The sequence below is a fragment of the Arthrobacter sp. FB24 genome (genome assembly GCF_000196235.1).
Lineage (GTDB): Bacteria > Actinomycetota > Actinomycetes > Actinomycetales > Micrococcaceae > Arthrobacter.
This window is the reverse complement of the sequence record NC_008541.1, coordinates 2728698-2755045: the sequence shown is the minus strand read 5'-3', so window position 1 is coordinate 2755045 and position 26348 is coordinate 2728698. Positions and strand designations below refer to the sequence as shown.

At 65.5% G+C, this 26348-nt stretch carries 27 protein-coding genes, 1 tRNA gene and 1 other RNA gene; 15 read left to right on the top strand and 14 right to left on the bottom strand.

Going from position 1 to position 26348, the window contains the following annotated elements; genetic code table 11:
- Nucleotides 1–149: 149 nt before the first annotated feature.
- The gene (locus ARTH_RS12460; protein WP_043429846.1) at nucleotides 150–1505 is read left to right on the top strand and encodes an MFS transporter; all 1356 of its coding nucleotides are present in this window, start codon (nucleotides 150–152) and stop codon (nucleotides 1503–1505) included.
- A gap of 114 nt (nucleotides 1506–1619) precedes the next feature.
- On the opposite strand, the gene ARTH_RS12455 is transcribed toward ARTH_RS12460, so the two are convergent.
- Nucleotides 1620–3032, bottom strand: a complete 1413-nt coding sequence (locus tag ARTH_RS12455; protein WP_011692299.1) for an aminotransferase-like domain-containing protein — start codon at nucleotides 3030–3032, stop codon at nucleotides 1620–1622.
- On the opposite strand from ARTH_RS12455, the gene ARTH_RS12450 reads away from it, so the two are divergent.
- Entirely contained in the window at nucleotides 3031–4008 is a 978-nt protein-coding gene (locus ARTH_RS12450; protein ID WP_052309691.1) for a DMT family transporter, read from the top strand. The genes ARTH_RS12455 and ARTH_RS12450 overlap by 2 nt on opposite strands.
- Nucleotides 4009–4012: 4 nt before the next feature.
- Nucleotides 4013–4636 carry an FMN-binding negative transcriptional regulator gene (locus ARTH_RS12445; protein WP_011692297.1) on the top strand — a complete coding sequence of 208 codons (624 nt, stop codon included), beginning with the start codon at nucleotides 4013–4015 and terminating at the stop codon, nucleotides 4634–4636.
- Nucleotides 4637–4735: 99 nt separating this feature from the next.
- Here the strand turns inward: ARTH_RS12445 and ARTH_RS12440 are convergent, their stop codons facing one another.
- Nucleotides 4736–5800 (bottom strand): D-2-hydroxyacid dehydrogenase, encoded by a 1065-nt coding sequence (locus tag ARTH_RS12440; protein WP_011692296.1) that lies wholly within the window; start codon nucleotides 5798–5800, stop codon nucleotides 4736–4738.
- A gap of 82 nt (nucleotides 5801–5882) precedes the next feature.
- On the opposite strand from ARTH_RS12440, the gene ARTH_RS12435 reads away from it, so the two are divergent.
- The 3 genes from ARTH_RS12435 to ARTH_RS12425 are packed head-to-tail and all read left to right on the top strand — an operon-like array spanning nucleotide 5883 to nucleotide 8718.
- Nucleotides 5883–6884, top strand: coding sequence for an NAD(P)-dependent oxidoreductase (locus ARTH_RS12435; protein ID WP_011692295.1), 1002 nt, complete (start codon nucleotides 5883–5885; stop codon nucleotides 6882–6884).
- On the top strand, nucleotides 6881–7651 hold the full coding sequence (locus ARTH_RS12430; RefSeq protein WP_011692294.1) for an SDR family oxidoreductase: 771 nt from the start codon (nucleotides 6881–6883) through the stop codon (nucleotides 7649–7651). The genes ARTH_RS12435 and ARTH_RS12430 overlap by 4 nt, the downstream gene beginning before the upstream one ends.
- Nucleotides 7651–8718, top strand: a complete 1068-nt coding sequence (locus ARTH_RS12425; protein ID WP_011692293.1) for an L-idonate 5-dehydrogenase — start codon at nucleotides 7651–7653, stop codon at nucleotides 8716–8718. Before ARTH_RS12430 ends, ARTH_RS12425 begins: the two co-directional genes overlap by 1 nt.
- Here ARTH_RS12425 and ARTH_RS12420 read toward each other — a convergent pair.
- The gene (locus tag ARTH_RS12420; RefSeq protein ID WP_043429844.1) at nucleotides 8696–9424 is read right to left on the bottom strand and encodes a FadR/GntR family transcriptional regulator; all 729 of its coding nucleotides are present in this window, start codon (nucleotides 9422–9424) and stop codon (nucleotides 8696–8698) included. The two genes, ARTH_RS12425 and ARTH_RS12420, sit on opposite strands and share 23 nt — an antisense overlap.
- 255 nt (nucleotides 9425–9679) lie before the next feature.
- Between ARTH_RS12420 and gndA the strand changes: the two genes are divergently transcribed.
- Nucleotides 9680–11116, top strand: a complete 1437-nt coding sequence (gndA, locus tag ARTH_RS12415; RefSeq protein ID WP_011692291.1) for an NADP-dependent phosphogluconate dehydrogenase — start codon at nucleotides 9680–9682, stop codon at nucleotides 11114–11116.
- 152 nt (nucleotides 11117–11268) lie between these two features.
- Nucleotides 11269–12102, top strand: coding sequence for an oxidoreductase (locus ARTH_RS12410; RefSeq protein ID WP_011692290.1), 834 nt, complete (start codon nucleotides 11269–11271; stop codon nucleotides 12100–12102).
- On the opposite strand, the gene epsC is transcribed toward ARTH_RS12410, so the two are convergent.
- From epsC to msrA, 3 genes are all read right to left on the bottom strand, one after another.
- Nucleotides 12099–12683 carry a serine O-acetyltransferase EpsC gene (gene epsC / locus ARTH_RS12405; protein ID WP_011692289.1) on the bottom strand — a complete coding sequence of 195 codons (585 nt, stop codon included), beginning with the start codon at nucleotides 12681–12683 and terminating at the stop codon, nucleotides 12099–12101. The genes ARTH_RS12410 and epsC overlap by 4 nt on opposite strands.
- Before the next feature lie 41 nt (nucleotides 12684–12724).
- Nucleotides 12725–13660: a cysteine synthase A gene (gene cysK / locus ARTH_RS12400; protein WP_011692288.1), complete on the bottom strand. Its 936-nt coding sequence runs from the start codon at nucleotides 13658–13660 to the stop codon at nucleotides 12725–12727.
- A gap of 77 nt (nucleotides 13661–13737) precedes the next feature.
- Nucleotides 13738–14262: a peptide-methionine (S)-S-oxide reductase MsrA gene (msrA, locus tag ARTH_RS12395; RefSeq protein WP_011692287.1), complete on the bottom strand. Its 525-nt coding sequence runs from the start codon at nucleotides 14260–14262 to the stop codon at nucleotides 13738–13740.
- A 99-nt stretch (nucleotides 14263–14361) separates the two neighbouring features.
- Here msrA and ARTH_RS12390 point away from each other — a divergent pair, with 99 nt between their 5' ends.
- Complete coding sequence (locus ARTH_RS12390; protein ID WP_011692286.1) at nucleotides 14362–15294, top strand: Nif3-like dinuclear metal center hexameric protein; 933 nt, start codon at nucleotides 14362–14364, stop codon at nucleotides 15292–15294.
- A 61-nt stretch (nucleotides 15295–15355) separates the two neighbouring features.
- Nucleotides 15356–16093, top strand: a complete 738-nt coding sequence (locus ARTH_RS12385; protein ID WP_011692285.1) for a zinc ribbon domain-containing protein — start codon at nucleotides 15356–15358, stop codon at nucleotides 16091–16093.
- Here the strand turns inward: ARTH_RS12385 and ARTH_RS12380 are convergent.
- From ARTH_RS12380 to ARTH_RS12370, 3 genes are read right to left on the bottom strand one after another with little or no spacing between them, the layout of a single operon-like run.
- Entirely contained in the window at nucleotides 16090–16854 is a 765-nt protein-coding gene (locus ARTH_RS12380; protein WP_011692284.1) for a YaaA family protein, read from the bottom strand. The genes ARTH_RS12385 and ARTH_RS12380 overlap by 4 nt on opposite strands.
- A gap of 47 nt (nucleotides 16855–16901) precedes the next feature.
- A complete protein-coding gene (locus tag ARTH_RS12375) occupies nucleotides 16902–17738 on the bottom strand; it encodes an alpha/beta hydrolase (RefSeq protein ID WP_011692283.1) in 837 nt (278 codons plus the stop codon).
- Between the two features lie 42 nt (nucleotides 17739–17780).
- Nucleotides 17781–18593, bottom strand: coding sequence for an SPFH domain-containing protein (locus ARTH_RS12370; protein ID WP_011692282.1), 813 nt, complete (start codon nucleotides 18591–18593; stop codon nucleotides 17781–17783).
- A 120-nt stretch (nucleotides 18594–18713) separates the two neighbouring features.
- On the opposite strand from ARTH_RS12370, the gene rnpB reads away from it, so the two are divergent.
- An RNA gene (gene rnpB / locus ARTH_RS23265) (RNase P RNA component class A) lies at nucleotides 18714–19105 on the top strand.
- A gap of 105 nt (nucleotides 19106–19210) precedes the next feature.
- On the opposite strand, the gene ARTH_RS24100 is transcribed toward rnpB, so the two are convergent.
- Nucleotides 19211–19363, bottom strand: coding sequence for a hypothetical protein (locus ARTH_RS24100; RefSeq protein ID WP_011692281.1), 153 nt, complete (start codon nucleotides 19361–19363; stop codon nucleotides 19211–19213).
- A 271-nt stretch (nucleotides 19364–19634) separates the two neighbouring features.
- Between ARTH_RS24100 and ARTH_RS12360 the strand changes: the two genes are divergently transcribed.
- The 3 genes from ARTH_RS12360 (at nucleotide 19635) to ARTH_RS12350 (ending at nucleotide 22290) form a co-directional block, all read left to right on the top strand.
- Nucleotides 19635–21113, top strand: a complete 1479-nt coding sequence (locus ARTH_RS12360; protein ID WP_011692280.1) for a glyceraldehyde-3-phosphate dehydrogenase — start codon at nucleotides 19635–19637, stop codon at nucleotides 21111–21113.
- A gap of 77 nt (nucleotides 21114–21190) precedes the next feature.
- The gene (locus ARTH_RS12355) at nucleotides 21191–21400 is read left to right on the top strand and encodes a hypothetical protein (RefSeq protein WP_043429841.1); all 210 of its coding nucleotides are present in this window, start codon (nucleotides 21191–21193) and stop codon (nucleotides 21398–21400) included.
- Between the two features lie 92 nt (nucleotides 21401–21492).
- Nucleotides 21493–22290, top strand: coding sequence for an HNH endonuclease family protein (locus ARTH_RS12350; protein WP_011692279.1), 798 nt, complete (start codon nucleotides 21493–21495; stop codon nucleotides 22288–22290).
- 21 nt (nucleotides 22291–22311) lie between these two features.
- On the opposite strand, the gene def is transcribed toward ARTH_RS12350, so the two are convergent.
- The 3 genes from def to orn form a co-directional block, all read right to left on the bottom strand.
- Nucleotides 22312–22884, bottom strand: a complete 573-nt coding sequence (gene def / locus ARTH_RS12345) for a peptide deformylase (protein WP_011692278.1) — start codon at nucleotides 22882–22884, stop codon at nucleotides 22312–22314.
- Nucleotides 22885–22984: 100 nt separating this feature from the next.
- Nucleotides 22985–23057 (bottom strand) — tRNA-His (locus ARTH_RS12340).
- Nucleotides 23058–23187: 130 nt separating this feature from the next.
- The gene (orn, locus tag ARTH_RS12335) at nucleotides 23188–23823 is read right to left on the bottom strand and encodes an oligoribonuclease (RefSeq protein WP_011692277.1); all 636 of its coding nucleotides are present in this window, start codon (nucleotides 23821–23823) and stop codon (nucleotides 23188–23190) included.
- A 157-nt stretch (nucleotides 23824–23980) separates the two neighbouring features.
- Here orn and mptB point away from each other — a divergent pair, with 157 nt between their 5' ends.
- A complete protein-coding gene (gene mptB, locus ARTH_RS12330) occupies nucleotides 23981–25537 on the top strand; it encodes a polyprenol phosphomannose-dependent alpha 1,6 mannosyltransferase MptB (RefSeq protein ID WP_011692276.1) in 1557 nt (518 codons plus the stop codon).
- Here mptB and ARTH_RS12325 read toward each other — a convergent pair.
- Entirely contained in the window at nucleotides 25530–26216 is a 687-nt protein-coding gene (locus ARTH_RS12325; protein ID WP_011692275.1) for a DNA alkylation repair protein, read from the bottom strand. The two genes, mptB and ARTH_RS12325, sit on opposite strands and share 8 nt — an antisense overlap.
- Nucleotides 26217–26348: the final 132 nt, after the last annotated feature.

The window sequence follows — 26348 nt, the reverse complement described above, 5'->3', positions numbered from 1 at the left end:
GCGGCCATGCGCGGCCCGAAAAAAATAAATCGGATTTCATCATTGGCTATCCGTTCAGGGTGCTGTACTCTGTTCAATATAGTGATCGACACCACCGGTGACGCCACTATCCCACCAGACCAACGGGGGTCTGGAGTGTTCTTAAGGGAGTGCTAGTGACAACTCGTACTGAATCACCGATTGCCGATGCGGACGGCGCCGTCGTCGAACCGGAACAACTGCGGAGGGCAACTCTTGCCAGCTCCGTGGGCTCCGCTCTGGAGTATTACGACTTCTACATTTATGGCCTGGCTTCAGCCTTGATTTTTGGACCGCTTTTCTTCAAGCCCCTCGGCGAGGACGGCGCCCTGATCGCGTCGTTCGCCACATACGGCGTCGGGTTTGCCGCCCGTCCCTTCGGTGGCGTCATCTTTGGCGTTATCGGTGACAGGTTCGGCCGCAAAATGGTGCTGATTCTTACGATCGGCCTGATGGGAACCGCAAGCTTCGCCATCGGTCTGCTGCCCACGTTCGAACAGGCGGGCATGCTGGGTGCGGTCCTCCTCGTAACCCTGCGCATCCTCCAGGGTCTCGGGGCCGGTGCTGAACAGGCCGGTGCAACAACTTTGATTTCCGAAGTAGCGCCGCGCCGTCGTCGTGGATTCTTTGCTTCCCTGCCGTTCGTCGGCATCCAGCTGGGCACCCTCCTCGGTGCGGGCACGTTTGCACTGATCGCCATGGCAGACAAAGCCGTCCTTGAGGGCTGGTTGTGGCGTGTGCCGTTCCTGGCCAGCATCATCCTTATTGCGGTGGCGATCTTCATTCGGCTGCGGCTCAAGGAAACGCCGGTTTTCCAGGAGCTCGAAAAGCACAAGAACGTGGTCAAGAACCCCATCGGCCAGTTGTGGAAGCACTCCAAGAAGAACGTCCTGATCGGCATCGGACTGCGCATGGGCGAGAACGGCAACTCCTCGATCTACTCCGCACTACTGATCGCGTTCCTGGCGGCCAAAGACGGCGTGTTCCCGGGCGACAAGTTCATCGGGCCCGTAGGCCTGCTCATTGCGGCCGGCTTTGCTGCCGTCATGGTAGTCACGTTCGGCGCTCTCTCGGACCGTTACGGTCGTGTCCCGGTATACCGCTACGGCGCCCTGTTCCAAGCCGTCATCGCCCTTCCGGCGTTCTACCTCGTGACGCTCGGCAACGTGACCCTCGTCTGGGTGGTCATGGTGGTGGGCATCGCCATTGGCGTCCAGTCCATGCTTGGCCCCCAGTGCCCGCTCCTGCCTGAACTGTTCGGGTCCCAGTACCGCTTCACCGGAGTGGCCATGAGCCGCGAACTCTCCGCCGTCATGGCCGGCGGTCTTGTGCCCCTCGTGGGCGCATCGCTCCTTGCCGCAACGGATCACTCGTGGCTGGTGCTCGCCATCTATTCGCTGGTGCTGGCACTAATCTCGTTCGCCACCACGTTCTTCACTCCGGAAACCGTGGGCCGCGACCTCGTCCTCACGGAGGACGCGACCTAAGCGACGGCCCCGGCAGCGCCGGAACTGCATTCCAAAGCGCAGGACGTGGCTCCCTCCACACGGAAGGGGCCACGTCCTTTGCTGCGCCGGCCACCACCAGCCGTCCCGCCTGATCTAGGAGCTGTTCCGTTCGATTGACTCGCCGATAATCCGCGCCCCTTCCGGGAAGGCACCCGGGTTGGACCCGGAGTAGTTGAGGCGGATAAACGCGCCGGCCGGTTCAGCAGGGAACCACTCCCGGCCGGCGGCGATGATGACGCCCCGGCTTTCGCAGTCACGGGTCAGCCGATCGAGGTCCGTCGCGTCGGGCAGCCGCGCCCAGAGATTCAGGCCTCCCTTGGGAACCTGCTCGATATGCGCCTGCGGGGCGTGCTCGCGGATGCTGGTCACCAGGAGGTCGCGGCGCGCCTGGAGCTGGTGGCGGAGGCTGCGCAGGTGCGTCTGCCACCCGGGTTGCGTCACGACGTCAAGCGCTGCGGCCTGGAGCAGCCCGCTGACATACATCGACTCGGCTGCCCGGTCCGCGAGGATGCGTTCACGTGCCGGGCCTCGCGCAATGACCGCGGCAATTCGGATGGCCGGCGACACACTCTTGGTCAGGGACCGGAGGTACACCACATGGCCCGAGTCGTCGCGCGAGGCGACGGGCACGGGACTGGTGGTGATGCCGAAGTCGTGGGCCCAGTCATCCTCCACCAGGAATGCACCCTTGCCCCGCACTACCTCCAGGACCTCTTCCCCGCGCCCTGGCGCCCACTGAGCACCCGTCGGGTTCGCGTAGTTGGGTTGCGCGTAGAAGAGGCGCGCGCCGGTTTCGTCAAATGCACGGGCCAGTTCCGCCGGGTCCGGGCCGTCCGGACCGCTCGGTACCGGGACAACGCGGACTCCGGCCTGGGCCGCTGCGAGGATGGCTCCCCAGTAGGTGGGTGATTCCATCAGCAGCGGCTGTCCGCGGCCCGCGAGCGCGCTGAAGATGGAGCTGAGCCCGCTCTGGCTTCCCGGCAGCACGACGACGTCGCTCGGGTTCGGCGGTGTGGTCCCGGCGGGTGTCGAGGCGCCGAGTTCGCGGGCGAACCACGATTGGAGTTCCGGCAGGCCCGCTGCGGGGGGACGGGACAACGCTGCGTCGCCCCGGGCAGCGCGGGTGAGTGCTGCACGCACCAGGCGCTCCGGCAGGAGTTCCCGGTCCGGGTAGCCGGAGTGGAAGGCGATGGCGTTGTTCGCGACGTCGCGCATGGTGGTGGAGGCCGACGGAAGCGGTGCCAGTGGTGAGCGTAAGGCCGCCGTCTGCCAGCCGTAGTCCGAGGGGCGTGCAGTCCGGACGGCCCGGACGAAGGTCCCGACGCCGGGGCGGCTCTCGATCAGCCCCTGCGCCGTGAGGGATTGGAGTGCCTTTTGGACGGTCACGGGACTTGCCTGGTAGCCAGCCACCAGTGAGCGCGTGGACGGCAGGCGGGCACCGGGTGCTGCTGTGGCGATCCATTCCCGCAGTCGTGCGGCAATCCGGGAACTGCTATCGTTGTTCATGAAAGACCATAGTAGCGCTACTGCGCGGGAATCTCGAGTGATACTGACCGGACAGCCTTCCGGCCTCTGGTGGGGAATCCTTGGAGTAGCGGCCTTTTCGTTTACCGTTCCGTTCACGAAGGTCGCCGTCGCGGGAATGTCACCGCTGTTCATCGGATCCGGACGTGCGGTCGTGGCCGCGGTCCTGGCCGCTGCCGCCCTCGCCCTCGGGCGTCAGCGACTTCCCTGCGGGGTGCAATGGGCCCGCCTCGCGGTGGTGGCCGCCGGCGTCGTGATTGGCTTTCCCTTGCTGACATCCTTTGCACTCGCCACCACTCCGGCCAGTCACGGCGCGGTGGTCATCGCACTGCTCCCGGCCGTGACGGCGACGGCAGCTGTGCTGAGGGGCCGCGAGCGTCCGCCCATGGCGTTCTGGCTTATCACCGGTGCGGGCGCCTTGGCGGCCATCGCCTTCGCGTCCATGCAGTCCGGCGGATTCGGGCAGTTGCACTCGGCGGACCTGCTGCTCCTTGGCGCAGTGGTCGCAGCGGCCATCGGCTACGCGGAGGGCGGCCTGCTGGCCCGTGAGCTCGGCCCCTGGCAGACCGTGTCCTGGGCATTGGTGCTTGCGTCGCCGCTCATGGTATTCCTGACGCTGTTTACCGTGGTCCAGCAACCGCCGTCGGCCACGCCGGTCCAGTGGTTGGCATTCGCCTATCTCGGCGTGGTGAGCATGTTCCTCGGGTTCTTCGCCTGGTACCGGGGCCTGGCCATTGGCCCCATGGCGCGGGTTAGCCAAATACAGCTCATCCAGCCCGTGCTGAGCATTTGCTGGGCCGGACTCCTGCTGGGCGAAGCCCTGACCTGGACCACCATCATCGGTGGCCTGGCCGTCATCCTCTGCGCCGGCGCAGCCGTCCGGGTCCGACTCGGCCCGGTGCCCGCTCCGCAGCCCAACCTTCACACCACAAGATCCCTCCAGCCCGCAAAGGACTAGCGCCATGTACACCCCAGCCCACTTCGCAGCCGGCCCCGGCGCTATCAGGGACCTCCTGGCCCGGCCGGCCGCAGCCAACCTTGTCACCATGACCTCGCAGGGCATGCTCGCAACGCTGCTGCCGTTCGTTTTCGATCCGTCTGTCGGAGAGAGCGGTGCCCTGCACACCCACGTGGCCCGGAACAACGCACAGTGGTCCGAACCGGTGATAGGCGAGGCACTCATCATCATCCCGGGTGCGGACGCATACGTATCGCCGTCCTGGTATGCCTCAAAGGCTGAGCACGGCCGTGTAGTACCCACCTGGAACTACACCGCGGCGCACGTATACGGCGAGTTGGTGATCCACGACGACCCGGTCTGGCTGGCCCGTCAGGTCAGGCGGCTGACGGGCGTGAACGAAGCCGGCTTCGACCAGCCGTGGAGTGTGGACGACGCCCCGGAGCGCTATATTTCCGGGCAGCTGCGCGCCATCGTCGGCCTTGAGCTGGTGATCACCAGGATCGAGGCGAAGGCCAAGCTTAGCCAGAACCGGCCTGATGCGGACATCGACGGCGTGGTGGCAGGACTTACTGCCCGGGGCCAGGCAGAGAGCGCTGCCGACGTCGAGCGGGCAAGGCGGCCGTAGGTCCGGAGCCGGCACGGCAGGCGGCCCCTCTGTTCGCCGGAGGGGCCGCCCTGTGCTGTGGTGTGCCGTGCGGTCCGGTGGACCGCGGGTCAGTGCGGCTTAGTAGAAGTGGACGGTGTCCACGAGATGGGGGAGTTCCCCGCCGTCAAGGAACGTGCGCAGGTTGCTGCTGAAGCGTTCGGCGATCAGCCGGTTCTCGGCTGCGCTCAGCGCCGAAGTGTGCGGGGACACCATCACCTTGGGGTGGTTCCAGAGCGGGCTGTCCTGCGGCAGGGGCTCTACGGCGAACACGTCCAGGCAGGCGTACCCCACCTGGCCGTTGTCCAGCGCTTCCAGGAGCGCGTCCTCGTCCACCACCGTGCCACGGCCTACGTTAACGAAAACCGTTCCCGGCTTCATGGCGGCGAACACGTCACGGTTGAACAGCTTCTCCGTGTACGGCGTGCCGGGCAGGGTGTTGACCACTGCGTCAGCCGAAGCAAGCAGGCCGGGCAGGCCGTCGTTGTCGGCCACTTCGACGATTCCCTCGATCGGCTCCACGTTCCGTTTGGTGCCGCTGACCTTCATTCCCAGTGCCCGGGCGATGCGGGCTGTCTCCAGCCCGATCTCGCCGAGGCCCGTCACCACGAGCGTGGAGCCGTTGACCAGGCGGGTCGGGGTCCGCAGTTCGGGCCAGACCTTGGCTGCCTGGTCCGCGGCGAGCTCGGCGCTGCGCTTGAAGCCGTTGAGGATGCCCAGCGCGGCGAACTCCGCCAGCGGCAGGGCATGCACGCCGGCTGAGGTGGTGACCTTGAATTTCTGCAAGGTTTCCTGGTCCAGGCCGGATGCCTTCACTGCACCGCCGGCGCCTGCGGCCATGGCATGGATCCACTGGAGCCGGGGGTTGCTGCCGGCAATGCGGGCCAGTCCGGACGGGCTCTCGTTGGGGAAGCCGTACAGGACATCAGCCTTGTTCAGCATGTCCCAGTACCGTTCCTCCTGTTCCGGGGTGCGTCTGAAGTCCGGGTCGCCGGCGTGGTCGGCGGGAAAGCGTTCGGCCGGGAGGAGGTCGGGCTCATAGAGGACGGTCACGGAAGGGTCTACGGCGCGGATGCGCTCCACCAGCTCAGCTTCGAGCGGGACGGCGATTGCGACGGTGGTTTTTGTCGTCATAGTGTTCATCATACTGAATGGAGGCTAGGATATTGAACAGATTTCCTCCCATTAACCCGACGATCAACCACAACGAAGTGAGGTGCCGCTGCCGATGAACGTGCAGACAGACCCTGATGCGAGCGAAGAGTTAAGCCGGAAGAGGGCCGGCTTCGTCGGACTGGGCCTGATGGGCGGCCCCATGGCGGCCAACCTGCTGAAGGCCGGCTGGAACGTCACCGGCTGGAACAGGTCCGCAGCCGCCCTGGACGACCTCGCCGCACGCGGCGGCATGCGCGCCGCGGATGTTGCCTCGTTGCGCGACGAACCGGTCATCATCTTTATGCTCCCGGACCTGTCCTACATCGAGGACGCGGCGGCAGGGCTCCTCGCAGGCTGGGCCGACGAGCCGCCCGGCCCCGGTACCGTCGTCGTGGTCATGAGCAGCGTGTCGCCGGCGGCCGTGCGCGATTTCGGGGTGAAAGTATCCGCCGCGAGCCGGGGCAACGCCGTCGTGGTCGACGCACCCGTCAGCGGCGGCACCAAAGGTGCCGAGGACGGAACCCTTGCGATTATGGTGGGTGCGGGGGAGCAGGACTTCCAGCGGCTCCTTCCCCTTTTCAACGCCATGGGCGGCACGGTCCGGCGGCTGGGACCCTTGGGTTCCGGTTCGCTGGCGAAAGCCTGCAACCAGCTCATCGTGGGCACCACGACGGCGGCGCTCGCCGAAGCCGCCGAACTCGCCGAACGCTCCGGCATGGACGTTGCGGCGTTGTACGAGTTACTTGCCGGCGGGCTGGCGGGCAGCAGGGTCCTGGACATCGTCGGGCCCCGCCTCGCTGCAAGGGACTACGAGCCCACCGGGCCCGCAAAATTCATGCACAAGGACCTTTCCTTCGTCCTGGAGAGTGCGGCCGCCGTGGACGCCGCCGTACCCATGGCCACGGTGGGCGCCGAACTGTACGCCGAACTCAAGCGCCAGGGACTCGGGGACCTTGACCTCGCCGCCGTCCGGCAAACCATCGCCAATCTCAGCAGGGACGCAAGTCACAGGCAACAGCCAGAACCAGCAGTCACACCCGGTAGTCGAAACCAATTGAGGAACAGCCAACGATGAGTGCACTTTTTGACCTGACGGGGCGTGTTGCCCTGGTGACCGGTTCGAGCCGGGGGATCGGCAACGCCCTGGCCCGGGCACTGGCCGATGCCGGCGCCACGGTGGTGCTGAACGGCATCAACCAGGAACGCCTGAAAGCCGCCGAAGCCGCGATGGCCGCCGACTATGCTCCGGGCCGGGTACACAGCTGCGCCTTCGACGTCACCAGCGACGCCGGGGCCGCGCGGGGAATTACGTGGGTGGAGGATAACGTGGGGCCGCTGGAGATCCTGGTGAACAACGCCGGAATCCAGCACCGGGTGCCCATGCTGGAGCTGGATGTGAAGGACTGGGAACGCGTCATCTCCACCGACCTGACCAGCGCCTTCCTGGTAGGCAGAGAGGCTGCCCGGCACATGATCCCGCGGGGACATGGCAAGATCATCAACATCTGCTCGGTGCAGACCGACCTGGCCCGGCCCACCATCGCCCCGTACATCGCGGCCAAGGGCGGGCTGCGGAACCTCACCCGGGCCATGACCGCGGAATGGGCGGCCTCCGGCCTGCAGATCAACGGGATCGCGCCGGGCTACATCCACACCGAAATGACGCAGAACCTGGTGGACGATGAGCAGTTCAACGGCTGGATCCTGGGCCGCACCCCGGCCCACCGCTGGGGGACCGTGCAGGATCTGGCCGGCCCGGCCGTCTGGCTGGCCTCCGACGGTTCCAACTTCGTGAACGGCCAGACCATCTTCATCGACGGCGGAATGACGGTGGTGGTCTGATGCCCGGTTTCGACCAGCTCCCGGCCACCTCGGCCGCCGTAGTAGCCCACGCGGCGGGCGACCTCCGGATCGAAGACGTTCCTGTGCCGCCTCCGGGTCCCGACGAAGCTGTCGTGGAAGTGGCCTTCGGCGGCATCTGCGGCTCCGACCTGCACTACTGGCTCCACGGTGCCGCGGGTGAGTCCATCCTCCGCGTACCCATGGTCCTGGGGCATGAAATTGTGGGAACGGTCCTGCACGCGGCTGCGGACGGCACCGGACCCGAAGCCGGCACCCCGGTCGCCGTCCACCCCGCCACGCCCGGCCCGGGCGCCGCACGGTATCCCGAGGACCGGCCCAACCTATCGCCGGGCTGCACCTACCTGGGCAGCGCCGCCCGCTACCCGCACACCGATGGGGCCTTCAGCCGCTACGCCACGCTGCCCGCCCGGATGCTCCGGCCGCTCCCGGACGGGCTCAGCCTGCGGACTGCCGCGCTGGCGGAACCGGCCAGCGTTGCCTGGCATGCCGTTGCCCGCGCCGGGGACGTCACTGGAAAGACGGCCCTGGTGATCGGTAGCGGCCCCATCGGTGCACTGGCCGTCGCCGTGCTCAAACGCGCCGGTGCCAGGCGGGTCGTGGCCGTGGACATGCACCCCAAGCCACTGGAAATAGCCCAGGCCGTCGGCGCCGACGAAGTCCTCAAGGCAGACGAAAGCGACGCCATCGCAGCGGTGGAGGCGGACGTGGTCATCGAATCGTCCGGCAGCCACCACGGCCTTGCCTCCGCCATCAAGGGCGCTGTCCGCGGAGGCAAGGTGGTGATGGTGGGCCTGCTGCCGTCGGGGCCTCAGCCCGTCCTGATCTCGCTTGCCATCACCCGAGAGCTGGAACTCCTGGGCTCGTTCCGCTTCAACGGCGAAATCGACGAGGTTATTGCGGCTCTCGCTGACGGCACCTTATTCGTTGACCCCGTGGTCACCCACGACTTCCCGCTGGAACGCGGACTCGAGGCCTTCGAAGTCGCCAGGAACTCGGCCGAGTCGGGGAAGGTGCTGCTGGACTTTAGCCCTGCTGCAGGGGAATGAAAACCCTGGGCTGGTCGCGCCAGCCGGCTTCCATCTCGGCGATCGTCTCGCGCATGATCCGGCTGGACGCCTCCCTGGCTCCGGCAGCATCCCCCGCGGCGATGGCCTCAGCAACGTCCACATGCCACTGCAGGGCGGTCTCACGCGGATGGTCCGGCATCAGGCCGTGGACGGTCCGGCCGGTCAGCGTTTCGGCCACCTGCCCGACCAGGTTCGCGAACATTTCGTTTCCGGAGCCCGTGAGGAGGAGCGAATGGAACTTGATATCCAGCTGCAGGAACTCTGCCACGCTGCCGGCCTGGCCGGCGTCGCGCATGGCCAGCGAGACATCCAGCAGTTCCCTGCGGATCTCCTGGGGGGCGTTGGCGGCGGCCAGCTCGGCGGCGACAGGTTCGACGGCGGAGCGCAGCTCCGCGAGGGACCTGAGCTGGGCGCCGCGGCCGTCGCCGGCCAGGCGCCAGCGGATCACCAAAGGATCGAACGGGTTCCAGCGGCTCGCCGGAAGCACACGGATTCCCACGCGCTTGATGGTCTCAACCAGTCCGAGGGACTGGAGGACCCGGACCGCTTCGCGCACCACGGAGCGCGAGACCTTCAGCTCGTCTTCGAGCTGCTCGGCCAGCATCACATGACCCGCGGGCAGCGCACCGCTCACGATGCGGGTGCCGAGGTGTTCGATGGCGCGGTGGTGGAGGCTGGTTGACATAGTCGTAAGCATAATCGGGTCGGCGCTGGCGTCCCGTGCGTGCACGGTCCCGGCCGGGCGGCCACCCTGCCCGGTGGAACGCCGGCGGCATCATAGACTGTTTTGTGACGCGCCACCTTCCAAAACGTGGGCGCAACTTTCCCGTTGTCCGCGGAAATACATATGGTTTATTGACAGCCACTGGTTCTTAAAGCGTGTTCCGCAGGAAGTGCGGAACAGAATGCACACGTTGCACAGAAATGAATTGGAGTTTTGATGTCAGCACACATCGGTGTCACCGGCCTTGCGGTGATGGGGGCCAACCTCGCCCGCAACCTGGCCCGGAACGGCTTCACCGTTGCCCTGCACAACAGGTCTGTTGAGAAGACTGACGCGCTGCTGGAAAAGCACGGACACGACGGCGACTTCGTGCGTACCGAAACCCTCCAGGAGCTTGTGGATTCCCTGGAAAAGCCGCGCCGCGTGCTCATCATGGTCAAGGCCGGCAAGCCGGTCGACTCCGTGATCGAGCAGCTTGAGCCCCTGCTGGAGGCAGGCGACATCATCATCGACGCCGGCAACTCGCACTACGAGGACACCCGCCGGCGCGAAGCCGCCCTGGCGAAGAAGGACCTGCACTTCGTGGGCATCGGCGTGTCCGGCGGCGAGGAAGGCGCCCTGAACGGCCCGTCCATCATGCCCGGCGGCTCCAAGGAGTCCTACGACGCCCTCGGACCGCTGCTGGAAAAGATCGCGGCCCACGTGGACGGCAAGCCCTGCTGCGCCTGGATCGGCACCGACGGCGCCGGCCACTTCGTGAAGATGGTCCACAACGGCATCGAATACGCCGACATGCAGGTCATCGGCGAAGCTTTCGACCTCCTCCGCTCCGGGGCAGGCATCGAGCCTGCCGAGCAGGCCAAGATCTTCGCCGAGTGGAACAAGGGCGAGCTCGCCTCCTTCCTCATCGAAATCTCCGCCGAGGTCCTCGGCCACGTGGATACCCGCACCGGCAAACCGTTCGTCGACGTCGTAGTGGACGCCGCAGGCCAGAAGGGAACCGGCCGCTGGACGGTCATCTCCGCGCTCGAGCTGGGCTCCCCGACGTCGGGCATCGCCGAATCAGTCTTCGCACGCGCCCTCTCGTCGCAGGCCGAACAGCGCAAGCTGGCCCAGGAACTGCTCGCCGGCGAGGAAATTGCCGTCGATGTCCCTGAAACGTTCGTTGAGGACGTCCGCCAGGCCCTGTACGCCTCCAAGCTGGTTTCCTACGCCCAGGGCCTGGACATGCTGACCTCGGCCGCGAAGGAATACGGCTGGGACCTGAAGCTGGACGAGATCGCTTCCCTCTGGCGCGGCGGCTGCATCATCCGTGCGGAACTGCTGAAGGAAATCACCAACGCCTACGCCGCGGACGAAAAGCCGGCCAACCTGCTGTTCGCACCGGCCTTCACCAAGGCCATCGCCGACGTCCTCCCGGCCTGGCGCCGGGTTGTCGCAACCGCAGTGCAGCTGGGCATCCCGGTACCGGTGTTCTCCTCCTCGCTGGCCTACTACGACGGCCTGCGCCGCAAGCGCCTGCCCGCCGCCGTGATCCAGGGCCAGCGCGACCTCTTCGGTGCGCACACCTACGGCCGCGTCGACGCCGAAGGAACCTTCCACACCCTTTGGGGCGAGGACAAGTCCGAAATCGAGGCAGTGGACACCCACTAGCCTCAACGCCACACTGGCTCTTACGCCAACGGTGACATCAACGGCCGGCGCTTCCCGGATACTCTGGGAGGCGTCGGCCGCTGGCGTTATCGGACTGTACGTCCAATGACGGCCGTCCGTCCACCGATTGCCGTTTCCGAGGAGTGCAGCCCATGTCGCAGCCAGTCGCGTTTGTCACCGGTGCGTCCACCGGCATCGGGTTCGAGGCCGCCAGGAAGCTCAGCGGGCAGGGATTCACTGTATATGCCGGGGCCCGGCGGGTTGAGAAGATGGAGCCGCTGAAAGCATTCGGCGTGAACGTGCTGGCGCTGGACGTCACGGATGAAGCGTCCATGGCAGCAGCAGTGGGCGGAATCCTCGAGGCGCACGGCCGGATCGACGTCCTGGTGAACAACGCCGGCTACGGATCCTACGGGTCGCTGGAAGAAGTGGAGCTGGCCGAAGGCCGGCGGCAGTTCGACGTCAACGTCTTCGGCCTGGCCCGCATGACCCAGCTGGTCCTGCCGGCCATGCGGGCGGCGGCGCAGGGGAGGATCATCAACGTGTCCTCCATCGGGGGCAAGATGTACGAGCCCCTGGGGGCCTGGTACCACGCCACGAAGTTTGCGGTCGAGGGCCTGAGCGACTCGCTGCGCCTGGAACTCAAGCCCCACGGCATCAAGGTGTCAATCATCGAACCGGCGGGCACGCAGACAGAGTGGGGCGCCATCTCCGGTGAAAGCCTGCTGGAAACGTCCGGGCAGGGCCCCTACCGGGACCAGGCCAAAATCGTCGCAGCGGCGCTGGCCTCCACTGAAGGCTCCGGCATGTCCACGCATCCGGACGTCATTGCCGATGCCATTGTCCATGCCGCCACCGCCGCCCGGCCGAAGACCCGGTACCCGGTGGGCAAGGGGGCCCGAGCCATCCTGACGCTGCGAAGGATCCTCCCGGACACCGTCTTCGACATGGTGCTCTGGACGGTCTACAAGCGGTTTGCCGCCTAGATCCGGTATTCGATGTAGTATTCGGCCGGATCCACGGCGGGCTTGGTCTCACGCTGGGCATCACGGTGGCGCCAGGTTGCAGGGACGCCGGTGATGATGGATTCCGGCGGGGCGTCCTTGACCACGACGGCATTGGCGCCCACGGCGCTGTCCCGTCCGATGGTGATGGGGCCGAGGATCTTGGCGCCCGCACCGATGGTCACGCGGTCCCCGATGGTGGGATGCCGCTTTACCTTTGCCAGTGAGCGCCCGCCAAGGGTCACACCGTGATAGATCATGACGTCCTCACCGATTTCGGCCGTTTCGCCAATGACCACGCCCATGCCGTGGTCAATGAAGAACCGCTTGCCGATCGTGGCGCCCGGGTGGATCTCGATCCCGGTCAGGAAACGCGCCAGCTGCGAAATCAAGCGGGCAGGGAAGCGGAGCGAGGGATTCTGCCAGAGCTTGTGCGTGAGGCGGTGCGCCCAGATGGCGTGGAGGCCGGAGTAGGCGAAAAAGTTCTCAAAAGAACCTCGAGCCGCCGGGTCGTGCGACCGGGCGGCGTCGAGGTCTTCCTTAAGTCTTGCGAAAAAGCTCACAAAGACCTTTCTACAGGAAACGGTGAATGTCGGGCCAAGGCTTAGCCTCGGATGTCGTCATAGAGCACGGTGGAGATGTAACGCTCGCCGAAGTCGCAGACAACAGCGACGATGAGCTTACCGGCATTCTCCGGGCGCTTGGCGAGTTCGAGGGCTCCCCAGACGATTGCACCGGAGGAAATGCCGCCCAGGATGCCTTCCTTGACTCCGAGATCGCGGGCGACCCGGACGGAGTCCTCCAGGGTGGCGTCCAGGACTTCGTCGTAGACGTTGGTGTCCAGGATTTCGGGGATGAAGTTGGCGCCGATGCCCTGGATCTTGTGCGGGCCGGGAGCGCCGCCGTTGAGGATGGCGGAGTCCTTCGGTTCGATGGCGACGATCTGCACATCCGGCTTGCGTTCCTTCAGGACCTGGCCGACGCCGGTGACGGTGCCGCCGGTGCCGATGCCGGCGACGAAGATGTCCACCTTGCCGTCGGTGTCGGACCAGATCTCCTCGGCAGTGGTGGTGCGGTGGATCTCCGGGTTGGCTTCGTTGGCGAACTGCTGTGCCCAGATGGAGTTCTCCGTGTTGGCCACGATTTCCTGGGCCTTTTCCACGGCGCCCCGCATGCCTTCAGAGCCGGGGGTCAGGACGATTTCCGCGCCGAACGCCCGGAGCATGACACGGCGTTCCGTCGACATGGTCTCCGGCATGGTCAGGATGACCTTGTAGCCGCGGGCCGCGCCCACCATCGCCAGGGCGATGCCCGTGTTGCCGGAGGTGCCTTCAACGATGGTTCCGCCGGGCTTGAGGGCACCGGACTTCTCGGCGGCGTCCACGATGGCCACACCGATACGGTCCTTAACGCTGTTGGCCGGGTTGTAGAACTCGAGCTTGACCGCCACCTGGGCGTCGAGGCCCTCAGTCAGCCGGTTGAGCCTTACCAGCGGGGTGCCGCCGACAAGCTGGGTGACGTCGTCGTAGATCCGTGCCATGTATTTGTGCCTATCTCTGAAGAGTTCTCTGAACAGCGAATACTGAGGTCAGCCTAACGAGGGCGGCAGGACCGCTGCTAAGCATTAAGCCATGCAGAGTAATATTTCCGCGCCTTCGCCAGTTTCGGGTTGATGATCACCTGGCAGTAGCCCTGCTCCGGATGCTTGGCGTAGTAGTCCTGGTGGAAATCCTCCGCCACATGGAACACGGGCAGCCTGCTGACCTCGGTAACGATCGGGTGCGCCCACAGTGCCTGGTTCCGTTCGATTGCCTCTTCGAAGAGGATCTTTTCCTCCGTGGTCTCGTAGAACATGGAGGAGCGGTACTGGGTGCCGACGTCGTAGCCCTGGCGGTTGAGCGTAGTGGGGTCGTGAAGGGCAAAGAACATGTCCAGGATGACTTCCGCCGGGATCACGTCCTCCTCGAAACTCACCGCAACCACTTCGGCATGGCCAGTGGTGCCGGAGCAGACCGAGTAATAGTCCGGATGGCGGTCGTGGCCGCCGGTGTAGCCCGAAATGACCGACGTGACACCTTTGGTTTTTTGGTAGACGGCGTCAAGGCACCAGAAGCAGCCTCCGCCAAGCACAAAAGTTTTCATGTCCTCTTCAATGGTTGAAGCGTGCTGATGATTCCCCCACCACCTTACGAGACTGTTACGGGTGCAGGCGAAGCCGGCGGATAGGGTAAAAATGAGGGTATGGAACCTGTGAACACCGACGTTGCAGAAGACGCGCGAAATACTGCTGATCCCGCCGGTGCCGAGTCCGCCGGGGCCGCCGAAACATCCGCTGTACCCACGCTCGGCGAGGTCCTGCTGGCAGTGGAAGAGCTCTGGCCGGAGTCCCTGGCCGAGGAATGGGACGAGGTGGGCCTGGTTGCCGGCCATCCGTCGGCAGAGGTCAGCAGGATCATGTTTGCGGTGGATCCCACCCTTGAAGTCATCGAGGAAGCCATTGAGTGGGGCGCGGAACTCCTGATCACGCACCATCCGCTACTGCTCAAGGGAGTCACCTCCGTTGCGGCAACGACTGCGAAGGGCAAGGCGGTCCATCGCCTCATCGAGTCCGGGACCGGTCTCCTGACCGTCCACACCAACGGTGATTCCGCCGTCGGGGGCGTCTCCGATGTCTTGGCGGACGCCCTTGGGCTCCACGATGTAGTGCCGCTCACGCCCGCGCCGAACGGCCTGCCGGAAGAAGGCATCGGCCGCGTGGGCGACCTTGAAGACGTCATGACGCTGGGGGACTTCGCCGCCCGCGTCTTCGGCATCCTGCCCTCGGTGGCCGGCGGCGTCAGGGTATCCGGAGACAAGGACGGACTGGTGCGGCGCGTCGCCGTGTGCGGCGGAGCGGGGGACTCCCTGTTCAGCGAGGTCAGGGCGAGCAACGCCGACCTTTTCGTAACGGCGGACCTCCGACACCACCCGGCGTCGGAGGCCCGTGAGAATGCCCTGAATGACCGGCCCTACCTCATCGACGTTTCCCACTTCGCCAGCGAGTGGCTGTGGCTGCCGGCGGCGGCCGAAGCATTGGGCAACGTCCTCAGCGACCAGGGCCACGACGTCGACATCCGGGTCAGCACCACCAACAGCGATCCGTGGGACTTCATTCTGACTCCGGGCGGGGACTAGAGTCTAAACTGCGCCGGGTCCGGTGCCCGGCTGCGGCCGGTAGGAACAAGCGGAGGTAATAGTGGCCAAGGCAGCACCGGCGGAACAGTTGAAATTGCTCGAACTGCAAGGACTCGACGCCAGGCTCAAATCGCTGTCCAACCGCCGCCGGACCATCGAAAGCGACCCCCGGATCAGCGACCTGCAAGCGGCGCTGTCCGTTGCCAACGGCGAGCTCGGAGCCGCGAAAGTGGCCGTCCACGACGCCGAGGCCGAGCTCAAGCGCGCCGAAACGGACGTCGAGCAGGTGGCCTCCCGGATCGAGCGGGACGAAGCGCGTCTGAACAGCGGAACCGGCCTGTCCAAGGACCTTGTTGCCCTGCAAAGCGACATTGCTTCGCTCAACAAACGGCGGTCGGCCCTCGAAGATGTGGAACTGGAGGTCATGGAACGCCTGGAGGGGCTCCGTGAACGTCAGTCGGCCCAGCAGCGGATCGTGGACGATGTTCAGGGCTCCTTTGGCGGGATCCGCGCGGAGCTGGACGCGGCCCTGGCAGAGATTGCCGCCGAGGCCGCGGAGGTGGGTGCCAAACGTGCAGAGTTCGCCGCCGGCCTTGATGCCGGCCTGCTGGGAATCTACGAAAAGACGCTGGCCAAGCGCGGAGTGGGTGCGGCCCGGCTCTTCCATGGAAAGTCCGAGGGCTCGGGCATGCAGCTCAGCCCCGGTGACCTGGCCGAAATCAAGGCAGCCGCCGAGGACGACATCGTATTTTGCCCCGACTCCGGCTGCATCCTGGTGCGCTCGGCTGAATGGGCCTAAGCCGGCAGGACGATGTTCAGTGCGTGTGCCCTGCGCGGAGTACCGTCCACCAGTTCGGCTTCCCACTCTTCGCGGGCCGCTTTGAGCAGCTGGGCCGGGGTCCCGGGAGCGGCACCCCGGCGTGTCAGCAGGTGCCGGGCCAGCTCGCCGCGGGTGTGCTTGGCGAAGTGGCTGACCACTTTGCGCACGCCGTTGGTTTCGGTGAAGACGTTGACGGCGACCGTTTGCGCCGGCGGGGGAGCCCAGGCGGCGGAATAGGTGCTGGAGCGGCAGTCCACCAGGAGCTCTCCTTCGGTCTCGGCCGCAAGGGCCTCCGAAATCTGGGGCTTCCAAAACGAGGCGAGGCGGCCGACGTCGGGCAGTGACGTTGCCATCGACAGCCGGTAGGCGGGGACCCGGTCAGCGAAGCGGATGGCGCCCCAGAGCGCGGAGATGACCACTACCGATTCATCGGCCTTGCGGCGCTGCGCCGCCGTCATCGACCGGTAGCCCAGGGCGTCGTACAGGACGCCGGAATAGACCTGGTGCGCGGGGGCCGCCGGTTCGGTATGGAGCCGGGTGTTGCGTTCGACGTCGGCCCTCAGCGAAGCGCCGACACCCAGCAACGCGAGGGCGTCCTGGTGGGCACTGACGTTTCCCAATGCCTCGAGAACCTTCGCGCGGTAGGTGTTCAGTCCTGGGAAGCTCAGGGCCGTCCAGTCGACGGAGTCACCATGGACAGCGGGGGTCTTGCCTTCGGACGGGGGGAGCAGAATCAGCACCGTACGATCTTACCGGCGGCACGGATCGGCGGTGTGCTGCGCCGGCCTCAGGCCAAGTTCCGGCCCAGGAACGAAAAGACATCCGGGAGTATGGAGCGCCAGTAGCCGCTGTCGTGGCCGCCGTCCTGGTATCCCCCCTCGTGTTCCCCCGGCAGGCCGCTCACATAGTCCTTAACGCTGTACAGCAGGTTGTCCGAGGTGCCGCAGTCGATTCGTTTGGGCACTGTTTCCAGTTCCGGCCTCAGCGCAAAGATATCGTTGGCCGCGAAGTCGCCGGCGCTGTCAAAGTTGTCCATGCGTCCGGCGTCGTGCTGGCTCCAGACTGCCGGGCTCATCGCTGCGACGGCGCGGAGTCCGGGGATGCGGTGCTGTGAGGCGAGGAGCAGCGCGCCGAAGCCGCCCATGGACAGCCCAAACACGGCGAGTCTGCCGGTGTCGAGGCCTTGGCCGGCAAGCAGGGGGATGAATTCCTCCACCACCATGGCCTGGGTGTCGGTGCCTGTGGCACGGCGGTGCCACCAGCTTTCGCCGCCGTCCACGGCCGCGATGGCGAATGGGGTCCCGCCGCGGGCCACGTGCTGTGCCAGGACCCGGGCTGCCCGGAGATCGTCGAAAACCATACGATGGTCAGCGCCCGTCCCGTGCAGGAACAGGGCAACGGGCAACGGCCGCTGATCGCTGCCCGCGCCGCGGTCCGGAACGGCCACGGACCAGTTTGTGCCGGTGCCCGGGCGGAACTTCGACGTGAAGGATCCGCTGTGCACTTCCGCGGTTGCAACCTCGGGGCCCTCGGTGACCGGCGCGCAGGCGGCCAGCACGGCGGCGGTCACGCCCCCGGCTCCGAGTTCCAGCAACCGCCGGCGTCCGAGCGTCGGTAGATCCATACGCCGATAATAGACGCGGATGCTCCGGATACCAGGGCAGGCTCAGGCCGCCTTGACCGGCGGTTTGGCCGCAGCCGTGGCCGCCTGGTTCTCGCGGGCGAGGAATGCGGATAGTTCACCGATGGTGCTCATCAGCGGCGCAGGGAACACGACCGTGGAGTTCTTGTCCACGGCGATTTCCACCAGGGACTGCAAATTCCGCAGCTGCAGGGCTAGCGGGTGGGCCATCATGGTGTCCGAAGCGTCACCGAGGGCGGCAGCCGCGATGGCTTCACCTTCAGCGGCGATGATCTTCGCCCGCTTCTCCCGCTCGGCCTCAGCCTGGCGGGCCATGGCGCGCTTCATGCTGTCGGGAAGCTGGATGTCCTTCAGCTCCACCAGCACCACCTCGACGCCCCAGGCGAGGGTCAGCTGATCCAGAATTTCCCGGATATCGCCATTAATGCGCTCGGTTTCGGACAGCGTCTGATCCAGGCTGTGGCGGCCCACCACCTTCCGCAGGGTGGTCTGGGCGATCTGGTCGATTGCCGCTGCGACATTTTCAATAGCCACGACGGATTTCACGGCGTCCACCACCCGGTAGTAGGCAACAGCCGAGATGTCTACGCTCACGTTGTCCTGGGTGATGATGCCCTGCGACTGGATGGGCATGGTTACTATCCGCAGGCTGACCAGCGGAAGGCGGTCAATAACGGGAATGATGAACCGCAGTCCCGGCATCCTGACGCCGATGACCCTCCCCAGCCGGAAGAGCACGCCCTGCTCGTACTGCCGGACGATCCGGATGGACATTTTCAGCAGGATGAGCAGCAGCAGTGCGACGGCGATGGCGATGAACGCATTGGTGGGGTCCATCCGGATCCCCTCCTTCTTGCCCGGGTGGTTTTGTTCAATTGTCCCACCAAAGGATCAAAAAGCGCCCGGCAGCCGGTGCGCAACCGGGCGCCCGGGGTTGCCCGTAGAATGGACGGCGGATGGGTTGACCAGGCGGCCGCGCGTCACGCAAGTGGCTCGAGGAACGTCCGGGCTCCGCAGAGCAGGGTGGTGGGTAACGCCCACTCGGGGTAACCCGCAGGCCAGTGCCACAGAGAACAGACCGCCTGCCGCGGTCCGTGTCCGCACGGGCTGTGAACAGGTAAGGGTGAAACGGTGGTGTAAGAGACCACCAGCTTCCCGGGTGACCGGGAAGGCTAGGTAAACCCCACCCGGAGCAAGGCCAGACAGGGCACGTTCGAGGGCTGCTCGCCCGAGTGTCCGGGTAGGCCGCTGGAGGGCGTCGGCAACGGCGTTCGTAGATGGATGGCCGCTATTCCCGCACCGGCAACGGCGCGGGAACACAGAACCCGGCGTATCGGTCAACCCATCCACCACCACCGTGGGGCCCGTGGCAGGGCGCCGGCAACCGTACGTGCAAACGAAAGGGGCCGGCACCGTGTGGTGCCAGCCCCCGCCGGTAGAGACCGGGTTTCAGTTCAGGCCTTGGCCTTCCGCTTCACCCAGCCCCAGGCCGCCGTAGCGACGAACAGGATGAGGCCGATGACGGCCAGCCACAGCAGGCCTTTCACGACGAAGCCCAGGATGGAGAGAATGAGCCAAATGACAAGAAGTGCAATGATGAGTCCCATTCGGACATCCTATGTCAAGGGAGTGCGCTCCGGCGTGTGAGTGACTTCACGCTTTTCCGGGCGCGGGAGAAGCCGCCGCCGCCCTAGAATGGATAGCGAACGTAGAAGTTCTGCCGTCGGGTCTGCGTTCGCAGCCGGCGGTTTTTCTTTGCGCTTCTCCAAGGTGTCCGGGGTGGACCGAATCCCCGCCGATGCCTGTGCCCCGGAATACCCCCGGTGGCCGACATCCGCATACGAGGACGTATGTGGTTGACCCAAGGAAGGTAGTTCTGTGAGCCAGACGTCAGATTCTTGTCTTGATACGTGGATGGGCCGTGAGGCGCTAGCCGAGGCCATGATCCCGGTCATCGGCCGGCTGTACCGCGAGAACAACGTGGTGACCTCCATCCACGGCCGCAGCCTGATCAACAAATCCACCATGAACATCCTGAAGGCGCACCGCTTTGCGCGACGGATGAGCAAGGACGAGCTGCTCCTGGAAGAGACGGCCCCGCTGCTGGATGCCCTCGCCGGGCTGGACCTGGGTGCTGCGGCAATCGATATTGCCCGCCTGAACCAGAAGTTCAAGACCGAGGCCAACGGTGCAAGCCTGGATGAATTCCTGCGCGCCGAACTCGCCGACATCGTCGGGAAGCGCGGCGGCGACGACCGCACCAGCACCGACGTCGTGCTCTATGGCTTCGGCCGCATCGGCCGCCTGCTCGCGCGCCTCCTCATTGAAAAGGCCGGCGGCGGCCACGGCCTCCGTCTCCGGGCCATCGTGGTCCGGCGCGGCTCGGACAACGACCTCGCTAAGCGCGCCAGCCTGCTGCGCCGCGACTCCGTACACGGATCGTTCGAGGGCACCATCAAGGTGGACACCGACAGCAACACCATCACTGCCAACGGCGTTCAGGTCCAGGTCATCTACTCGGACAACCCCTCAACCGTGGACTACACGGCCTACGGCATCAAGGACGCCCTCGTCGTGGATAACACGGGACGCTGGCGCGACGCCGAAGGCCTGTCCCAGCACCTCCTGAGCAAGGGCGTTTCCCGCGTCCTGCTCACGGCGCCGGGCAAGGGCGAGCTGAAGAACATCGTCCACGGCATCAATCACGGCACCATCCTTGACTCGGACAAGATCGTGACGGCCGCGTCCTGCACCACCAACGCCATCACTCCGGTCCTGAAGGCCATCAACGACAAGTTCGGCGTAGTCCACGGACACGTCGAGACGGTGCACTCCTTCACCAACGACCAGAACCTGATCGACAACTTCCACAAGGGCGACCGCCGCGGACGCTCCGCCGCGCTGAACATGGTGATCACCGAGACCGGTGCCGCCAAAGCCGTCGCCAAGGCACTGCCCGAGTTGCTGGGCAAGCTCACCGGCAGCTCCATCCGCGTTCCCACCCCGGATGTGTCGCTGGCCATCCTGAACCTAAGCCTGGAACGCGGCACCACCAAGGACGAGGTCAACGACTACCTGCGGCAGATGTCCCTGCATTCCGAGCTGCGCAAGCAGATCGACTACATCGACTCACCCGAGGTTGTTTCCACCGACTTCGTCGGCTCGCGCCGCGCGGGCATTGTCGACGGCCTGGCCACCATCTCCAACGACAAGAACCTTGTCCTCTACGTCTGGTACGACAACGAGTTCGGCTACAGCTGCCAGGTAGTCCGCGTGATGGAGGAAATGGCCGGCGTCAACCCGCCGTCGTTCCCCGTCAAGGAGCCGGCCGCCGCATTGGCAGCGATCGCGGTCTAGTTTCCGGGCGGGTCCGGGTCTGATGTTTCCCGGCCGATGCTCTGGCATCGGCCGGGAAACGGACCCAAAATGGAGTCATGGAACACGAATCGACTCTCGAACATGAAACCACCCTCGAACACGCCCTCGACGTAGCGCGGAAGAACCATAAGGAAGCCACCCGCCTCCTGGACCAGGCGCGAGTGGCGCATGCCGCGGGAGAGATTCCCGACAGCAGGATCAAACAGCTTGAGGAGCTGCTCGACCTTGCCGCCAACGACCTCAAACGAGTGTTGAAGGAGCAGTAACCCCTCCTCCACACTGTGGATAGCGGCCACGTTGTCGGTGGCCTGCCCTAGGCTCGTCCGGTGGGTAGGAATTCTCTCCGGGCAGGGCAACCGTGACCATCAGCTGGGCGGCATACCGCCGTGCCCGGCGCCGCTCCCGCCAGGCGTGGGCTGTACTGATCGTGCTGTCCGTGGGACTGGTTTCCGGCGCGTGCTGGTTTTTCACCGCGGGCCAGTTCGCCGTGGCAGAGCCGTCTGTCACCGGCCCGAGCGAAGCACCCGTGCTGGATACTGCGTGGATGAAAGCCGTTCCTTCGGTGCGGCCGGTGCCCGCGGGCAGTGCCGCGGAGGCGCTGGAGGCACTCGCGGTGAAGGGCCGGGCCGCCGACGACAGTTACGAGCGCACGGCATTCGGCCAGGCCTGGCTGGACGTGGACCGCAACGGCTGCGACACCCGCAATGACATCCTGCGGCGGGACCTGGCCGGCGTACAGTTCACGGAGGGCTCCCGATGCCGGGTGGCGGGCGGTGAATTCCACGAGCCGTACACAGGCGCGGTGGTCACATTCACACGGGGAGCGGAGAGCAGCAAGGCCGTCCAGATCGACCATGTCGTGGCGCTCGGGGACGCCTGGCAGAAAGGCGCCCAGCAGCTCACGCCGCAACAACGCCAAAGCCTGGCCAACGATCCGCTCAACCTCGTGGCCGCGGACGGTCCGGCCAACCAGGAAAAAAGCGCTTCCGATGCAGCCAGCTGGCTGCCGAAGAACAAGACCTTCAGGTGCCACTACGTGGCCCGCCAGATCTCCGTCAAAGCTGCTTACGGGCTGTGGGTGACCCAGCCGGAGAAGGACGCCATGAAGCGGGTCCTCGACTCATGTCCGCAGCAGCAGACTGTTATGCCGCGGTAGGGCAGCAAGCAGCGCTGCGGGTTAGTGACCGAACGGGTCGGGGTCGACGCCGGGCATCCACGTCAAACCGGGAACCCCCCAGCCGCTCCGTTTGGCCTGCTTCATGGCTTTCCGGGCGTAGCGGTCCATCAGCCGGTTCACGTAGAGCTTGCCGTCCAGGTGGTCGTACTCATGCTGGATGATCCGGGCGAACCATTCCGTCGCCTCAAAGTCCACCGGGTTCCCGTCCCCGTCGAATCCCTGCACCCGCGCCCACTCCGCGCGCTTGAGCGGGTACTGGCCGCCGGGGAACGACAGGCAGCCCTCCACTTCCTCGTCCGGGTCCGGGAGTGCGCCGGAGACCTTGGACAGCGTCAGGACGGGGTTCACCACGACCCCCGCGGGGGGCACGCCGTCGTCGTTGGCGAACTTGTAGACGAAGAGGCGTTTGCCCACGCCCACCTGGGGGGCTGCCAGGCCGACGCCGTTGGCGGCGTCGTTCGTTTCGAACATGTCGGCGATGAGGGTGCGGAGTTCGTCGTCGAAGACTTCCACTTCGGCGGCCCGGCGGTGGAGAACCGGCTCGCCCCAGATAGTGATCGGCAGAACGGTCATGTCAGGCGGTTCCTTTGATGCAGTGCGGTGAAACACAAAAGGCCGCACCGGATATCCGGTGCGGCCTCCTTGCTGGACGGCGGCAATACCATCCTGTGAGGGTGAGCTACGGGGGTTGAACCCGCGACCTCCTGGACCACAACCAGGCGCTCTGCCAACTGAGCTAAGCCCACCATGTGCCCTGCGGACAATCCGGCTAGCCGGCTGTCTTGGAAGGCAACGTCATATAGCTTACCTGCTCCGCGGGGCTGTTTTCGCCACTTTTGCCGGTTTCGAGGAAATTTCCCTCAAACGTGGCGCAGATTACTTTTCCGAGGGTTCCGACAGGGGCTCGGCGGAGGCCATGACCGACTTGGAAATCCGCTGGGCTGTGGCACTGTCCGGCCCCGGGGCGGGGACGAAGATTGCCTCCCGGTAGTAGCGCAGCTCATCAATGGAATCCTTGATATCCCCGAGCGCGCGGTGCCCGCCGTGCTTGGCCGGAGCCTGGAAGTACGCCCGGGCGAACCAGCGGCGGGAGAGTTCCTTGATGGTGCTGACGTCTATCACCCGGTAGTGCAGGTGCTCCACCACCGCGGGCATGTCCCGGGCGAGGAAGACACGGTCGGTGCCTACGGAATTGCCTCCCAGCGGAGCCTTGCGGGGATCGGGAACCCACTTTGCGATGTATTCCATGATCACTGCTTCGGCCTCAGCCATGGTCTTGCCGTGGGGAAGCTCGTCGAGCAGCCCGGAGCGCGTATGCATGTCGCGGACGAAATCGTTCATCTGGGCCAGCGCGGCGTCGTCCGGACGGATGACGACGTCGACGCCGTCACCGAGGATGTTGAGTTCGGAGTCCGTCACCAGGGCGGCCACCTCGATGAGGGCGTCGTTCTTGATGTCCAGGCCGGTCATCTCGCAGTCGATCCAGACAATGCGTTCGTTAGTAATAGGCACCCAACCAGCCTACCGTTCAGCTGCCACGGAGCTGTCCGATGCTAGGATTTCGGATACGTGGCGGTGCCTCTTTTTCATTGCCGCGGCCCCACCCCCGCCGGTTTGCCCGGCTATCACCGGGTGAAAAACGCCCCACAACAGATTGGACGATCCTGAGATGACGGCGCGTGTGCCTGCGGCGGGAAAAGTGGCTGCCGGCAGGTCACCGGAGCCGGCCACTGCGGAAGTGGACAACGCGCTCTCGCCGCTCCTCTCGGGGTTCGCCGGGTCGATGTTCATGGCGATCGGGTCGCTGGGTGTGGGCTGGCTCGCGCCTGTTTCCGAGCTTCGCCGCCTGCCGCTGTTCATCTGGATGCGCACGGAAGCGGTAGGGGTGGCGCTCTCCATCGTGCTGCTGGCCGTCGGCGGCATGCTCCTGGTGCGCGCCTGGCTTCGCCTTGGGCAGCGGGTCCGGGTCTGGGGTGCAGGCGCCCGTAGGGCCACGCTGCAGGCTGTGGCACTGTGGGGGCTGCCCATGATGTTTTCCGTGCCGCTCTTCAGCAGGGACGTGTACGCCTACATCGGGCAGGGCCGCCTGATGGTGGAAGGCTTCAACCCTTACGAAAACGGGATCTCGGCGCTGTCAAACTACTTCCAGCTCGGTGCCGACAAGATGTGGACCGAAGCGCCCGTTCCCTACGGCCAGCTGTTTCTCTGGATCGAACAGCTGGTGGTGTGGTCCACCAACGTGCAGCCTGAGGCCAGCATTATGCTGTTCCGCGTCGCCGCCCTGGTCGGCGTGGTTCTGTGCATCGTGTATGTCCCCAAGCTGGCAGAGCTGCACGGCGTCAATCCGCACCGCGCGCTGTGGCTGACGGCAGCCAACCCGCTGTTCCTCACCAACTTCATCGCCAGTGTCCACAACGATGCGCTCATGATCGGACTGGCGCTGGCCGGGCTCTACTACTGCGCCACCCGGCGCGTTCTTTTCGGCCTGGTCCTCGTGACGCTATCCATTTCCGTCAAGCCGATCACCATCGTCTTCCTGCCGTTCATCGGACTCCTGTGGGCCGGCAAGAACGCCGGCTGGCCGCGGAAGTTCGTCTTCTGGGGGCTCACTGCCGGTATCAGCCTGGCCATCCTGTACCTGATGAGCATGGTGAACGGCTTTGGCTTCGGCTGGGTGAACGGACTCTCCGCCCCCGGCAGCATATGGATCTGGTACGCGCCGGTGGGCCTGCTGGGACTTGTGGTGGCCTCCATCTCCAACGCCTTCGGCCTGGACGGCTGGGGCCTGGCCAAATGGGTTTACGACGCCGGCAAGCTGCTCGCCGTCGGAATTGTCGCCTGGCAGATCTTCCGCGGCGACCACGACCGCCTGATGCGCCGGCTCACTTTGGGGTTCGCGGCAGTGGTCCTGCTGGCGCCCATGATCCAGTCCTGGTATGTCGTGTGGCTTATCCCGCTGTTCGCCGTGACGGGCATCCGGGATGACTGGCAGGTGAAGGCCCTCTACTTCATCGTGTCTTTCTTTATGGTCTACGCCATCTCCGACCAGCTGGAAGTCTTCCCGTACCTGCAGACGGAGGACCTGGGGCTGCCCCTGGCCTTGGCGCGCAACGCGGCGGCCATCATCGCGCTGATGTTCGCGCTGTACCTGATCTTCCTCGATCCCAAGACCAAGCAGCTGTTCAGCAAACCCGACGAACCGGTAACCACCCGCCCGGTCATCTAGCCGGTAGGTTCCGGAGGGCCTCGCGGCGGGAGAGCGGGCTGAGCCCGGTCTCGTGCCGGGCCACAAACTGCCGGACCCAGTCGGCATCGGTCTTTGCGTACTCGCGCAAGGCCCAGCCAATCGCTTTGCGGATAAAGAACTCCCGGTCGGCCAGATTGGGCTCGATGACCGAGGCGAGCAGTACGGGATCTGTGGCGGATTTTGCCCCGAGCTGTGCCGTGATGGCAGCCCTGCGAACCCACATGTCAGGATCGCTGCTCCAGGAGCGGAGCACCCGATCGAGCTCCGGACGGTGTGCCTGCAGCAGATCGCAGATCCGGTGTGCCACTCCGTCCACAAGATCCCACCATGCACCGGTCCGGATGATCTCCTCGTACACCGGAAGCATCTCCAGCCTGCCTCTGGCCGGCCTCGCACCCGTCAGGTCAATGGCGGCGTAACGCTCTTCACGGAAGACGGCTGTACGCCAGAGTTCCAGGACAGTGTCGCGCAGCTCCTCGAACGACCGGCAGGGCCACTGCGCGGCGGCGCCAGTCGTGATCTTGCGGACCTCGGGAACCCTGACTCCCAGCGTCGGCATGTCCGATTTCATGTACGACTGGCTTCCCACGGCCCGTAACGGATCCGCCGCCGCCCTCAGCCCGGCGCGGACCCCGGCGATCAGTTCCTCGTTGGCCATGGTGGCCACTCTACTGGCGTGCCTGCATGTGCTTACGAACCGCTCCCGCGGAGTCCTGGATTTGGACCACGCGAGGTGATCCGGAGGAGGAAGCCCATGTCCATGATCAAGGGTCCCCAGGAAATAGGACTG